Annotated in this window: 14 protein-coding genes; 9 read left to right on the top strand and 5 right to left on the bottom strand. The window is 38.2% G+C overall.

Going from position 1 to position 14,309, the window contains the following annotated elements; genetic code table 11:
• Positions 1 to 2: 2 nt before the first annotated feature.
• Positions 3 to 917 (top strand): cis,cis-muconate-binding transcription regulator CatM, encoded by a 915-nt coding sequence (gene catM, locus RFH42_RS09815; protein WP_308975411.1) that lies wholly within the window; start codon positions 3 to 5, stop codon positions 915 to 917.
• A 198-nt stretch (positions 918 to 1,115) separates the two neighbouring features.
• Entirely contained in the window at positions 1,116 to 1,889 is a 774-nt protein-coding gene (locus RFH42_RS09810; RefSeq protein WP_308975410.1) for an IclR family transcriptional regulator, read from the top strand.
• A 90-nt stretch (positions 1,890 to 1,979) separates the two neighbouring features.
• On the opposite strand, the gene RFH42_RS09805 is transcribed toward RFH42_RS09810, so the two are convergent.
• The 3 genes from RFH42_RS09805 to RFH42_RS09795 all read right to left on the bottom strand — a co-directional run bounded on the left by RFH42_RS09805 (position 1,980) and on the right by RFH42_RS09795 (position 6,152).
• Positions 1,980 to 3,476 (bottom strand): CoA-acylating methylmalonate-semialdehyde dehydrogenase, encoded by a 1,497-nt coding sequence (locus RFH42_RS09805; protein ID WP_374990828.1) that lies wholly within the window; start codon positions 3,474 to 3,476, stop codon positions 1,980 to 1,982.
• Positions 3,477 to 3,558: 82 nt separating this feature from the next.
• Entirely contained in the window at positions 3,559 to 4,719 is a 1,161-nt protein-coding gene (locus tag RFH42_RS09800) for an iron-containing alcohol dehydrogenase (protein WP_308975409.1), read from the bottom strand.
• A gap of 41 nt (positions 4,720 to 4,760) precedes the next feature.
• Positions 4,761 to 6,152, bottom strand: coding sequence for a GntP family permease (locus RFH42_RS09795; protein WP_308975408.1), 1,392 nt, complete (start codon positions 6,150 to 6,152; stop codon positions 4,761 to 4,763).
• A 272-nt stretch (positions 6,153 to 6,424) separates the two neighbouring features.
• Here RFH42_RS09795 and RFH42_RS09790 point away from each other — a divergent pair, with 272 nt between their 5' ends.
• Positions 6,425 to 6,610, top strand: a complete 186-nt coding sequence (locus RFH42_RS09790; protein ID WP_308975407.1) for a hypothetical protein — start codon at positions 6,425 to 6,427, stop codon at positions 6,608 to 6,610.
• On the top strand, positions 6,541 to 6,897 hold the full coding sequence (locus RFH42_RS09785; protein ID WP_308975406.1) for an SDR family oxidoreductase: 357 nt from the start codon (positions 6,541 to 6,543) through the stop codon (positions 6,895 to 6,897). The genes RFH42_RS09790 and RFH42_RS09785 overlap by 70 nt, the downstream gene beginning before the upstream one ends.
• A 25-nt stretch (positions 6,898 to 6,922) precedes the next feature.
• Here the strand turns inward: RFH42_RS09785 and RFH42_RS09780 are convergent, their stop codons facing one another.
• Positions 6,923 to 7,645 (bottom strand): FadR/GntR family transcriptional regulator, encoded by a 723-nt coding sequence (locus tag RFH42_RS09780; protein WP_308975405.1) that lies wholly within the window; start codon positions 7,643 to 7,645, stop codon positions 6,923 to 6,925.
• 128 nt (positions 7,646 to 7,773) lie between these two features.
• Here RFH42_RS09780 and RFH42_RS09775 point away from each other — a divergent pair, with 128 nt between their 5' ends.
• The 5 genes from RFH42_RS09775 to RFH42_RS09755 all read left to right on the top strand — a co-directional run bounded on the left by RFH42_RS09775 (position 7,774) and on the right by RFH42_RS09755 (position 12,543).
• Positions 7,774 to 8,526: an SDR family oxidoreductase gene (locus tag RFH42_RS09775; RefSeq protein WP_308975404.1), complete on the top strand. Its 753-nt coding sequence runs from the start codon at positions 7,774 to 7,776 to the stop codon at positions 8,524 to 8,526.
• Positions 8,527 to 8,544: 18 nt separating this feature from the next.
• Complete coding sequence (locus tag RFH42_RS09770; protein ID WP_308975403.1) at positions 8,545 to 9,390, top strand: fumarylacetoacetate hydrolase family protein; 846 nt, start codon at positions 8,545 to 8,547, stop codon at positions 9,388 to 9,390.
• 121 nt (positions 9,391 to 9,511) lie between these two features.
• Positions 9,512 to 10,795, top strand: coding sequence for an L-fuconate dehydratase (locus RFH42_RS09765; protein ID WP_308975402.1), 1,284 nt, complete (start codon positions 9,512 to 9,514; stop codon positions 10,793 to 10,795).
• Positions 10,796 to 10,879: 84 nt separating this feature from the next.
• A complete protein-coding gene (locus RFH42_RS09760; protein WP_308975401.1) occupies positions 10,880 to 12,169 on the top strand; it encodes an MFS transporter in 1,290 nt (429 codons plus the stop codon).
• 71 nt (positions 12,170 to 12,240) lie between these two features.
• A complete protein-coding gene (locus RFH42_RS09755) occupies positions 12,241 to 12,543 on the top strand; it encodes a monooxygenase (protein ID WP_308975400.1) in 303 nt (100 codons plus the stop codon).
• A gap of 68 nt (positions 12,544 to 12,611) precedes the next feature.
• Here RFH42_RS09755 and kynU read toward each other — a convergent pair whose 3' ends face one another.
• On the bottom strand, positions 12,612 to 13,895 hold the full coding sequence (gene kynU, locus RFH42_RS09750) for a kynureninase (protein ID WP_308975449.1): 1,284 nt from the start codon (positions 13,893 to 13,895) through the stop codon (positions 12,612 to 12,614).
• Between the last annotated feature and the right edge of the window lie 414 nt (positions 13,896 to 14,309).

Genomic DNA, 14,309 nt, shown 5'->3' with positions numbered 1-14,309 from the left:
CAATGGAATTAAGACATCTACGTTATTTTGTGACTGTCGTCGAAGAGCAGAGCATTACCAAAGCCGCTGAAAAATTATGTATTGCTCAGCCCCCATTGAGTAGACAGATTCAGAAGCTAGAAGAAGAACTGGGTATTTTATTATTTGAACGTGGCACTCGACCAGTACGGACAACAGAAGCAGGGCGATTCTTTTATCAGCATGCTGTCCAAATTTTAACGCATACTGCACAGGCGACCAGCATGGCGCAGCGTATTAGTTCGGTGGATCAAACGGTTAAAATTGGGTATGTCAGTTCATTGCTATACGCATTGTTGCCACAAATTATTTATTTATTCAGACAACGTAATCCTGATATACAAGTTGAATTGATTGAATGTGGTACACGTGAACAAGTTGCTGCTTTAAAACAAGGAAAAATTGATTTAGGTTTTGGACGTCTGCGTATTAGTGACCCTTCAATTAAACGTATGTTGTTACGTAAAGAGCGTTTGCAGTTAGCTGTACATAAACAACACCATTTAGCTCAATATGTGCAAAGTGGTATTTATCTGGCTCAAATTGTAGATGAATCGATTTTCTCTTATCCAACAACACCCAAACCTAACTTTGCTACAGCAGTACAGTCAATTTTCACTGAATTAGGTTTAGTCCCGAAAAAACTAATAGAAGTTCGTGAAATTCATATGGCAATGGGTTTAGTTTCTTCAGGTGAGGGGATTTGTCTAATTCCCGAAAGTGCTAGCGATATTGGTATGAAAAATTTAGTTTATATTCCGATACTCGATTTAGAGGCTTATAGTCCAATATCACTTTCAGTCCGAAATATGGATCAAAGTAGTTATATTCCCAAAATTTTGGATTGTATTCAGGAAGTTTTTAAAGATGAGCACATCGATGTGCGTATAGATACCTAGTTTTGATTGCGGCGCTCTACCATGATACAGGCATGGTAGAGCAAATTGATTTTGTTTATATTTAATAGTAGTAAATCATAAAATTTTATCTGTATTTTGAATTGCTCTTAGGATTGAAAGGCGTATTGAGTCGTCACTATCTAAGTCTAGAACGCTAGATTATAATGATCTCTTTGCCACTTCTGTTAGGAATAGTGCTTGATGTCGAAAGGTTCATCCATTACCCGCGTATTAGATATTATCGATGCTATTTCACAGGCAAAACATCCACCATCACCCTTAGATTTAGCCGTTGCTTTAGATATTCCTAAACCCAGTATTCATCGACTTCTACAGACTTTAGAACAAGAAGGTTTTGTGAAGTGTGAAAGTTATGGGGGATATGTCCTTGGAGATCGGACGTTTAAAATGCTTATGGGGGCGTGGGAGCAAGAATCTTTAAAAGTAGAGCGTCTAGCAATTCTACAGCGTTTGTCTGATCAAATTGGTGAGACTTGCGGAATTGCCATTTTAAATAATAATCAAATGTTATATACCGACCGTATTCAAACCAACTGGCCTTTACAAGTGTATTTGCCAGTGGGGTCAACCGTACCATTATGGTGTACTTCAAGCGGTAAACTATTTTTGAGCTATTTGCCAAAAGCACGACAACAAAAAGTTATACAGTTATTACCTATTCAAGCGATGACTAAAAATACGCTTGTTGACCCTAATGCATTTGCAGATAATTTAGCGCAAATTTTTGAACAAAAACTCGGAACCGATGACGAAGAGTTTATTGCAGGTATGGTCGCTTGTTCTGTTCCAATCTGTCATAACGGACAAATTATTGCGTGTTTATATACTCATGCTCCAACGATTCGAAAATCGTTAGCAGATCTCATTGCTTTTGAGCCAATGTTACGTGAAGCAGCCCAAGCTTTAAGTCTCTTAATCGAGCAACACAGTCAGGTCAGCGCAAACGATTAAGTGATTGGATACTATTTATAGAAATGAAAAGCCCTATGAGATGACATAGTGAATATGTAATCTCACGGGGCTTCATTTTAAATATTCAACTTAGTTTAATGTAGGCATTGAGAATTGTGCACCTTCTCGAACATTGGCTGTAGGCCAGCGCTGAGTGATGGTTTTACGGCGAGTATAGAAGCGTGCGCCGTCTGGACCATAGGCATGTAAATCACCAAACAGTGAACGTTTCCAGCCACCAAAGCTATGGTAAGCAACAGGTACAGGGAGTGGAATATTAATCCCAACCATACCTACTTTAATATGATCACTAAAGTAACGTGCTGCTTCACCATCTCGTGTATAAATACATGTGCCATTGCCATATTCATGATTATCAATCAGGTCCATAGCTTCTTGCATGGTTTGAACACGCATTACTTGTAAAACAGGGCCAAAAATTTCCTCTTTATAGCTGGTCATATTGGCTTGAACTTGGTCTATTAAAGTTGCGCCAACATAGAAGCCCTTTTCATAACCTTCTGGTGCTGCTTGGCGGCCATCAACAACAATTTTCGCACCTTGTTGTTCAGCACTGTCAATATAACCAATCACTTTGGCTTTATGTTCCGCCGTGATGACTGCACCAAAGTCATTATTTTTGTCAAAGTAAGGACCATATTTCAGACCCTGCATTGCCTCGGTAAGTTTTGCAATCATAACATCTGCAACATCGTCTCCCACTGCTACAGCCACAGAAAGTGCCATACAGCGTTCACCCGATGAACCAAATGCGGCACCCAGTAATGAGCTTACGACGTTATCAATATCTGCATCAGGCATAATAATGGCGTGGTTTTTTGCACCACCGAGTGCTTGGCAGCGTTTACCATTAGCCGTAGCGGTTTGATAGATGTACTGTGCAATAGGTGTTGAGCCGACAAAGCTAACTGCTTGTACTCGTGTGTCTTGTAGTAGGGTATCTACTGCAACTTTGTCACCATTAACTACATTGAGTACACCATCAGGTAAACCTGCTTGCTGTAGCAGTTTTGCAATATAGAGGGTTGCAGATGGATCACGTTCAGATGGTTTGAGTACAAAGGTGTTACCACAGACAATTGCCATAGGGAACATCCACAGAGGAACCATGACTGGGAAGTTAAAAGGCGTAATCCCCGCAACGACACCAAGCGGTTGCATTTCACTCCAAGAGTCTATGGATGGCCCAACGTTTTTACTAAACTCACCTTTTAAAAATTCTGCAGCACCACAAGCATATTCAACATTTTCAATACCACGCTGTAGTTCACCCGCTGCATCATGCACAATTTTGCCGTGTTCCTGACCAATTAATTCGCAGATTTTATCGGCATGTTGTTCAAGCAGTTCTTTAAACTTAAACATAACACGGGCACGTTTGATTACTGGTGTATTTCGCCATGCTGGGAAAGCTGCTTCAGCTGCTGCAATGGCTTGTTCAACAGTTGTAGCACTGGCGATTGCAACTTGCTTATCTTGTGTACCAGTTGACGGATTAAAAACAGCTTGGGTTCTGCTGTGTTCATTTTCATCTTGCCCATTAATGAAGTGTCCGATGATTTGCATATGTTGATCCTTTGTTTCTAAATGAGAAGTCGATATTTAAATAAGTAAAAATTGCATGATGGTTTAATGTGACATGCCTGAATTAGTGCCATAGTGCTTGATAGAGTTGTTTCATTTCTGCAATGCTAGGGACTTTGGGGTTGTTATTTGGAGAGCCAGAAGCCAAGGCTTGTTCTGCCATGGTCTCAACCACTTGGTCAAATGTTGCTTTATCAACGCCAAATTCAGCCAATGTTGGTACGTTGAGATCTAGATTGATTTGGGTTAAAGCTTGAACCAGTTTTTCATTGGCAATCTCATCGCTGTCATGGCTTTGAGCAACTCCCATTGCTCTAGCACAGTTTGCATAACGTGCTGGTGCTGCAGGAATTGAGTAAGCCGTGATACTCGGCAATAACATGGCATTTGATAGGCCATGAGGCACATGGAAAAATGCTCCAATTGGGCGGCTCATGCCATGGACAAGTGCGACGGAGGCATTGGAAAAAGCGATACCTGCTAAAGTTGAACCAAGCATCATTTGTTCTCGTGCATGTTCATTATCTGGTTGGTGATAAACTTTTTGCAGATTAGGGCCAATGAGATTCATTGCCGCTAGTGCTTGAGCATCACTATAAGCACTGGCTTTGCTACTCACATAAGCTTCTATTGCATGAGTAAGTGCATCAATTCCTGTATCTGCTGTAGTACGGGCTGGTAAAGACATGGTTAATTCATAATCAACAATAGCCGCTACAGGTAAAAAACCAATGCCAGCACAGAGCATTTTTTCACTGCTGACATCATCGGTAATAATGGTAAAACGGGTACATTCTGAGCCTGTGCCAGCTGTGGTTGGTATAGCAATAATAGGAAGACCAGCTTCATTCACTTGGCGTGGAAATTTGTAGTCGCGAATTTCACCACCAAACTTGGCTAATATACTCATTGCCTTAGCACTATCAATTGGGCTACCACCTCCCACAGCAATGATTGCGTCATATTGATGATTACAAATATGTGCAACACCCGCAGCAATTGAGGCTGAGGTTGGTTCAGGAATGGTTTGATCGAAATAGTCTGATTGAATACCAGCTTCAAGTAATAGTTTTTGAATTTGCTCAATATAGCCTAAGGTCACCATAATTTTATCGGTAATAATTAAAGGCTTTTGGCAATTCAACGCGGTTAAAATTTGTGGAAGTTTTGCGCGTGCATTTTTGCCAATTTCCATCATACGTGGGAGTTGAATCGCATGTGACATAATCTATTCCTTTGCAATTGTTGTAAAAGTGGAACCGTGATTTAGAATGATCCGAACATCGTACCTAGTGTAATCACACCAATGAGTGCCATTAAGGGAATGATCACAGCAACGATGAACATATCGTAATAAGATTGTTTATGGGTTAGACCGCATAGCGTGATGATGGTAATCACGGCACCGTTATGGGGTAGAGAATCTAGTGCGCCTGAAGCCATGGAAGCGACACGGTGCATGAGTTCTGGTGAGATTCCATGTTGTTGAGCCAAGTTCATATATGTTTCACCCATCGTATTGAGTGCAATACTGAGTCCGCCAGAAGCTGAACCTGTGATTCCAGCAAGAACATTAATTACGATTGCTTCTGATATGAGTGGATTGCTTGGTGCAAGGCCAATGAGAAAGTCACGCAGAATAATAAAACCAGCCAGTGAAGCAATAACAGAGCCATATCCAACTTCTGATGCCGTGTTAAATATGGGTAAGAATGATGAAGAAACACCTTGTTGGAGTGAGTCTTTAATATTGGCAATACGTTGCCAATTGAGCAGAATAATCGTCAGACAAGCGAGGACTAAGGCACAAATAATGGCCCATAAACCAATTACCGAGCTGAGGGCAGCATGACCAAATTTATCTGTTGCTAAATATGCGGTGTCTAGACTTGGCAGAATCCATTTTGTTAATACCAAGTTGGTAATGATCACAACAATAATCGGCAGCATTGCAATGGTTAGGCTTGGTCCTTGATGCCCAGAGCTGATCTGAAATTCTGGTTCATGGTGTTGTCCATATCCTTCTTGTTGTTCATGAGCACGTTTGCTGCGGTAGTTAAGCCAATACATACCCGTAATTAATATAAAAATGGAAGAAATGATTCCGAGGCCAGGTGCCGCATACAGATCAGTATTGAAAAATGGCATTGGAATAGCATTTTGAATCGCAGGTGTACCAGGCAGTGCTGTCATGGTAAAGGTGAGTGCACCTAAAACAATTGCTGCTGGAATCAAACGTTTTGGAATGCCTAACTCTTTGAATAAAGCTGCTGCAATTGGGAAGACTGCAAAACCAACTACAAAAAGTGATACGCCACCATAAGTTAAAATTGCACAGGACAGCACAATGGATAACATGGCACGTTTATGGCCGAGTTTGTTGACAAAGAAGTTGGCAATTGTTCCTGCTGAACCTGAGTCATCCATCAATTTGCCAAAGATTGCACCTAATAAAAATAATGGAAAATATTTGATGACATAACTACCTAACCCAGTCATGAAAATTTGTGAGTAGACACCTAACACTTCATGACTTAAACCACTCCAAAGCACAGCAAATAATGCCAGTAGTGGAGCCAAAATGATGACGCTAAATCCTTTATATGCCAAATACATGAGCAATACTAAGGATAGGATTATTCCAATCAGTCCTATCATGTTAAACATCCTCTGTTAACAAATGATTTTTGTTTTATATTGATACGATATGTATCGTTATTGATATGTATATAATTTAATGTTGTAGAAGTCAACATTAAGGAATGTAAAGTTTAAAATTGGAATTAATGACATAAGAAATGGGTTTATTTAATTAAAAATTTATATTTTACAGTATGTTATGTTTTTTATTCTGCATAGAATTGAGCAAGAACTGGATTGTTTTGTATTTTTACCACTTTAAAATATTTCTTTTAATTGGATAAATAGGCATGACTGGGGCAAATTCTGGGATTGGTAAAGCTAGTGCTCATTTATTTGCAGATCAGAGTGCAAAACTGGTCGTTACGGCTAGAGATCAACAGCGATTGGATTTACGTCTTCATTTGTGGGGAATACAGTCAGTTTTCCGTATCAAGCTGCTTATGCTGCGAGTAAAGCTGCAATATTTGGATTAACAAAGACCTTAGCGCTTGAATATGCAGAATATGGCGTGCGAGTAAATGCCCTGTTGCCAGGGGGGACTGACACACCTATTGCCAAAGATTTTGCTCAGAGCGAAGAGGTTATTCAGTATGTGAAGAATATTCATGCTTTAAAGCGCATGGCTCAACCTGAGGAAATTGCGCAAGCGGCTTTATTTCTGGCTTCAAATCAAGCGAGCTTTATTACAGGCAGTGCGATGTTAGTGGATGGTGGTGTTTCCATACAAAATATATATAAAACAAACATATATGTTCCATAAACTTATCAAATGGATGAATGTAGTTTTATTCTTGATTCGCAAAAATCTGAATCACGTGATCAATATGGCTATGCATTGCCTTTCGAGCACGTTCAGGTTCTTGATTTTGAATCGCTGTTAATATCTCTTGATGTTCATACTGTGATCGTAATGCCATATCTGTAGGTGTATACAGACTCAGTAAGCGACTAAAAATTTCTGTGTATTGTTGACCCAGTAAATATTTTAAGAAGAATGCAAAAGCATTGTTCTGGCTTGCTTCTGCAATGCGAATATGAAATAAGCGATCACCAATATGATCATGTGAATGTTCAAGGTTATCACTGACATTGATTAAAAAGGCTTGTTTGATTTCTGCAAGTTGTTGTTCCGTTCGGAATTTTGCTGCGAGCTCAGCCAAATAGGGCTCTATATATAGACGTGCTTCTAATAACTCAAAAGGTGACATGGGCTGTGAGTCTGTTAAAAACGGAGCCAATTGAGGATGAATATTTAATACATCATTATGAGTATTTTTAACTGAATCAGATTGTGTTTTTAAAACATAAACACCACTACCTAACTTCACTTCAACAATACCACAAACCTCTAAAGCAATAATGGCTTCTCGAATGGAAGTCCTGCTAACACCAAGCTGTTGTGCTAAGTCACGTTCAGGTGGAAGTTTAGAGCCAACGGTATAGAGCCCATTTTTAATATCATCTTGTATTTTCGAGACTATTGTTTGATAGAGGCGTGTCTGTTGCATAAAACTCAACTTTTTAAGTTTTGGTCTTGCCAAAAATAATAAATAATCGTAAATTGTCTAGACCTATATTTTGGTCTGTACAATTTATATTTACCATTTAGTATAATGCAAATCAGGATGAAAAAAAGATGAGACTTGCAAACAAAACATGCGTTATTACTGCTGCCGCACAGGGAATTGGTTATGCCACAGCATTAGCATTTGCTCAGGAAGGAGCACATGTGATCGCAACTGATATTAATCTTGATGGTTTAAAGCAACTACAAACATTTTCTGACCGTATTGATATTGAACTTTTAGACGTAACCAAAGCCGAACAATCAACTGAACTTGCGCGTAATTATCCGCAAACTGATGTCTTGTTTAATTGTGCTGGATGGGTACCTACTGGAAACATTTTGGCTTGTCATGAAGAGCAGTGGCAACATGCTTTTAAAATTAACGTAGATTCAATGTATTACATGATTCGCGCATTTCTTCCACAGCTCTTATTACGTCCTAATTCTTCAATTATTAATATGTCATCTGCAGCTTCAAGCATTAAAGGTGTAACGGATCGGTTTGCCTATAGTGCGACTAAAGCAGCTGTGTTAGGTATGACAAAATCTATTGCGGCAGATTATATGGCGCAAGGTTTGCGTTGTAATGCAATTTGCCCAGGAACAATAGAGTCTCCTTCTTTACGGCAGCGCATAGAACAACAAGCGCAGTTAGAACATCGTAGTAGTGATGAAATTTATCAACAATTTGTTGCTCGCCAACCTATGGGGCGCATAGGTCGAGCCGAAGAAGTTGCTGCCTTAGCTGTGTATTTGGCTAGTGATGAATCCGCTTTTACCACAGGGACTTTTAATTATATCGATGGTGGTTGGACCAATTAATGGATTAAGGAAAAAATAATGAAACTTTTAAGATATGGTGAAAAGGGTAAAGAAAAGCCCGCTATTTTAGATATTCAGGGTCAAATTCGTGATTTATCAAGCATAGTTGAAGATATTAATGGCCATGTACTTGAACATGAACTAGATAAAATTCTTACTATGGATATTGAACAATTGGCTATTGTTGATGCGGATGTTCGTATTGGGGCTTGTGTTGCAGATATCGGGAAGTTTATTTGTATTGGTTTGAATTATGCAGATCATGCGGAAGAATCAGGTGCTGAGATTCCTACTGAGCCCGTGGTATTTGCAAAATGGACAAGTGCAGTGGTTGGACCAAATGATGATATTGAAATTCCCAAAGCTTCAACCAAAACAGACTGGGAGGTTGAGTTAGGCGTTGTTATTGGTAAATCTGGGCGTTATATCGAACGTGATGATGCAATGCAGTATGTTGCTGGATATTGTGTGGTGAATGATATTTCTGAGCGGCAGTTTCAGTTAGAGGGAACAGGCACATGGGACAAAGGCAAGGGGTGCGATACCTTTGGGCCAATAGGGCCATGGTTGGTGACTGCTGATGAAATTGATGATCCAGGTCAATTACATTTATGGTTGGAAGTCGATGGGCATCGATACCAAGATGGACATACCAGCACAATGATTTTTGATGTGGCAACCATCATTAGTTATTTAAGTCAATTCATGAGTCTGCAGGCTGGAGATATTATTTCAACGGGTACACCACCTGGTGTTGGCTTGGGACAAAAACCTCCTGTTTATTTACGTGCAGGACAAATAATGCATTTAGGGATTGAGGGCTTGGGTGAGCAAAAACAACGTGTTGTTGTAGCCAAACTTTAAAACAAAAAACTTTTTTGAATCAAATAACTAACGTAAGTGCTAAGCATCATTATTACGTTGTGGAGTCGTTTTTTCAAAATTTGATCAACAAGTTCACTATGGGATTATGCAGGGAATTAAAATGATTAAAATTGTAGATATTGAGGTTTTAGATCTTCGTTTTCCAACGTCGGAACAATTAGATGGATCGGATGCGATGAATCCAAATCCAGACTATTCAGCAGCCTATGTAATTTTAAAAACACAGGACCCAGCATTATCTGGTCATGGTCTAACTTTTACTATTGGTCGAGGCAATGAGCTTTGCTGTGCTGCCATTCAAGCTATGCAGCATTTAATTATTGGTATGAACCTTGATGAAATAATTGCCAATCCCGCACAGATGTGGAGACATTTAACATCGGACAGTCAATTACGCTGGGTTGGTCCAGATAAAGGTGTTATGCATTTAGCCACTGCAGCGGTCGTGAATGCCATTTGGGATTTATGGGCAAAGTATGAAAATAAACCTTTATGGAAACTCATTGCAGATATGAGTGCGGAACAATTGGTTCAATGTATTGATTTTCGCTATTTGACCGATTGTATTACTGCAGATGAAGCTTTGGCTTTATTAACACAACGTGCACAACATAAAAATCAGAGAGAACAAGAGTTATTAGCAAATGGTTATCCATGCTATACAACTTCGGCAGGCTGGTTAGGATATAGCGATGAAAAATTAGCACGTTTATGTCAAGAGGCTGTTGATCAGGGTTTTTCACATATTAAGCTTAAAGTCGGGCGTGATGTGGATGACGATATTCGCCGTGTGAAAATAGCCCGCCAAGTCATTGGTGAACAACGTAAATTAATGATTGACGCAAATCAGGTTTGGGAACGTGATCAAGCCATTCATTGGGTTCAGCAATTAGCTTTTGCAAAGCCGTGGTTTATTGAAGAACCTACTTCTCCAGATGATATTGAAGCTCATAGAGCCATTCGTTTTGCAGTACAACCGATAGAGCTTGCCACAGGTGAGATGTGTCAAAATCGGATTATGTTTAAACAATTTATGATGCGAGAAGCAGTAGATATTATTCAATTAGATGCTTGTCGTTTGGGAGGTGTGAATGAGGTATTGGCTGTATTACTCATGGCAGCAAAATATCAACTTAAAGTTTGTCCTCATGCAGGTGGGGTAGGTTTATGTGAGTATGTTCAACATTACTCAATGATTGATTATTTATGCTTTTCAGGCAGCAAGCAAGATCGAGTCGCTGAATATGTAGATCACTTACACGAGCATTTTATTACACCATGTGTTGTTGAAAATGCTGCTTATATGGCACCACATTCAGCAGGGTTTTCCATAGAGATGAAAAAGGAAAGTTTAGAAAAATATCAATACTTACCTATTGAATAAAATAATGAGTCCGTCACTTATTTAAACTTCGAAAAACATAAATTGAATAGGTGACCTTATTTTTACATATCAAAGGACACTGATATGAGTGCTATTGAGACAAAGCAACAATTAGATCAGATCATTCGCCGTGTGAAGTGGCATTTACTCCCTATGATTATTTTAATGTATTCATTATCCATGTTAGATCGTTCAAATATTGGTTTTGTAAAACATTATATTGAAGTGGATGCAGGAATTAGTGATTCAGCTTATGCATTAGGTGCAGGCATCTTTTTTATAGGTTACGCATTATTTGAAATCCCAAGTAATCTAATGTTACATCGATTGGGAGCGCGTTTTTGGCTGAGCCGTATTATGGTGAGTTGGGGGATTATTTGTATTGCAATGATGTTTGTACGAGACTCGACCAGTTTTTATATTTTACGGTTTTTATTAGGCGCTGCTGAGGCTGGTTTTGCACCGGGTGTTATTTTGTTTTTAACATATTGGTTTCCGAGTGCTTATCGTGGGCAAGCTTATGGTTGGTATTATTTAGGTGTACCATTGGCTTTGATGTTTGGTGGGCCATTTTCAGGATGGTTATTAGAAACAGAATTTAATTTTGGACTTAAAAATTGGCAGTCTATGTTTTTAGTTCAAGGGCTAATCACTGTTATTGTGGGTGTGCTAGGTTATTTTATATTGGTGAGTCATCCTGAAAATGCAAAGTGGCTAAATACCACTGAGAAAAAATTACTTAATCAAGCCTTACACCAAGATCAACAACAGGCAGTCGTAGTATCAGAAAAATTAATGACAGTGTTATATGATTGGCGAGTTTGGCGCTTTGTACTGATTTATTTTAGTATTCAAATTAGTGTTTATGGCGTGTTATTTTATTTGCCAACTAAACTGTCCAGTATTTTAGGCCAACCTGTTGGATTGGAAGTTGGATTATATAGTGCTATTCCATGGTTTGTGGTGTTAGTTTTTTTACCGCTATTAACACGAATTTCAGATCGTAGATCGAATTGGCATTATATGGCTATAGCATTATTACTTTGTGCTGTTGTTGGAATTGTATTTTCGACTATGACTACGCATGTGCTCAGCTTTATTTTTTCTATTAGTTTAGCAGCGGTAGGTTTTATTGTTGTACAACCTATATTTTGGAATTTACCAACACAGTATTTGTCAGGTAAAGCGACTGCTATAGGTGCAGCTTTAATTGGTGCATTAGGTAATTTAGGTGGATTTGTTGCCCCAAATTTAAAAAACTGGATGGATCAGATTTGGCAAAATGATATAGCAGGTCTTTTATTACTTGCCAGTATCGCTTTTATTGGGGTCTTATGTTTATTTTGGGCTAGACCGACTAAATCTCATTGTTAAATGGGTGATCATGGCGCATTATTTATTTGATTATCTATATATTTAGTCCGATATTTATAAAGGCCAATAAAATGCGTTATATATTACAAGTTGATTTCCCATTTTCGGGACCGTGGGGGGAAGAAATGGCCCTAGCCATGCAAGAACTCGCTCAGTCTATTAATCAAGAAACAGGAATGATCTGGAAAATTTGGACAGAAAATCCTGAGGAAAATCGTGCTGGTGGAATTTATTTGTTTGAAACAGAACAAACAGCGAAAGACTATTTATCTATGCACTGTTTGAGATTAAAAAGCTTTGGTATTGAAGACATAGAGGCAAAGATTTTTATTGCCAATCAAGCTTTATCTAAGCTGAATCATGGTCCTTTATAGCCAGTCTTCTGTCGTGCAATGAAATCAATAAATGGGAATCAAATTCTCACTTATTGATTTCATTGATTTTAGTATTGAACCGTATGCGCTACGTGGTAGGGTTTAATTTGCCATTCAACATTCTGCATTACAGATTTGATTTGCTGGACTGTATTCCAAACATCAATAAATCGGATGTAAAGAGGGGAAAAAGCAAAGCGAATAATATCTGTTTCACGATAGTCCGCAATTACACCTCGTACACTTAAAGCCTGACAGATTTCATAGGCAAATGGGTGATTATAGCTTAAATGACCACCACGAACTTGGTGTTCGCGAGGGGTGATCAATTCAAAGTCAAAATCTCCGCACTCTTGTTCCATTAGCTCAATAAATAAGTCCGTAAGTTGCAAAGACTTATGACGAATCGACTCTAAATTTGTTTTAGCAAAAATGTTTAGTCCGCACTCAATTAGACGCATCGAGATAATGGGTTGATGTGCTGACATATAGCGTTTTTGTCCAGTAAATGGTTCATAAAAATCAAGTAAATCTAATGGGTTTTTATGATTGTTCCAAGCATTTAGTGGATCCCAAAATGTCTTTAAGTATTTTTCATTGACCCAAAGAAATGCAGGAGCACCGGGCCCACCATTGAGATATTTATAAGTACAGCCAATGGCAAAATCAGCTTGACTCTGATTGAGCTGAATTGGATAGATACCAACAGATTGGCATAAATCCCAAATGACTAAGGCAGAATGTTGATGAATCAGTTCGTTGATTGTAGAGATCTCTTTGAGTCGACCTGTGCAATGATGGACTTGGGATAATATCACCACTGCAACTTTACCCGTAGCGAGATGCTGTTCTAGATCGTACTCATCTTCAATAAACTCAAGTGTATAAAGTTGCTGATGGAACTCTATAAAACTTTGGATAATATGAATGTCCGTTGGTAAGGCATCGCGTTCAGCAATAATAACGTTTGCTTCTGGATGTTCTTTAGCCTGAATTTTCAGTGCTGCAGTAAGTGTTTTGAATAGATTTAATGCCGTTGAATCAGCAACCATAACTTCATCATTTTCTGCACCTATTAACTGCGCGATTTTATTCCCTAAATCGCGAGGCAGTTCAGTATGGTGATCATCTGTATTTAAATGATGCGTGAGTTTTTCATCCCATTCATGTGCAATGAATTGTTGCGTGAGTGCATTTGATGATTTAGGGCGAGCTCCTAAGGCATTTCCTCCCAGATAAACAATTGAGTTAGGTAAAACGAACTCACCTTTCAAATGTTGTAGCTCATCTTTATCATCTAATGCTACACAATATTTTTGATTTAGTACTTTCACATTAAACTCCATCAGCATGTGAATATTGCGCAAGATCATATAACATAAGATTAGTGTTTCAAATCTTATAATCCCACAAGTCTAATCTAAAAAGATAACATGATGTAAAATATAAATTATTAATTTATATTAACTACATGTACATTTTTTATTAAAAACCATTATTTTTTTTTATTTTTTTCTGTTTTTATAAATTTTAGCTAAATAGTTATATTTGTTTTTTTAGTATATTTACATTTTTAATTCACATTTGGAATTTTTATTTTAAATTTATCTATATCAAATTAAAGTCATTTTAAATAAATTAAAATGTAAATTAAATTTGAGTAAAAAGCTCGGTTTTAGCTAAAATTGATCATTTAAATTGTGTAGTTAATCTTTATATTAAGCGTGAGTACTCATTTATTATCTAGATAAGGTTATGCATAATTA

The sequence above is a fragment of the Acinetobacter rudis genome (assembly GCF_031157835.1).
GTDB lineage: Bacteria > Pseudomonadota > Gammaproteobacteria > Pseudomonadales > Moraxellaceae > Acinetobacter > Acinetobacter rudis_A.
The sequence above is the reverse complement of the archived record's forward strand: the minus strand, read 5'-3'. Positions and strand labels throughout refer to the sequence as shown.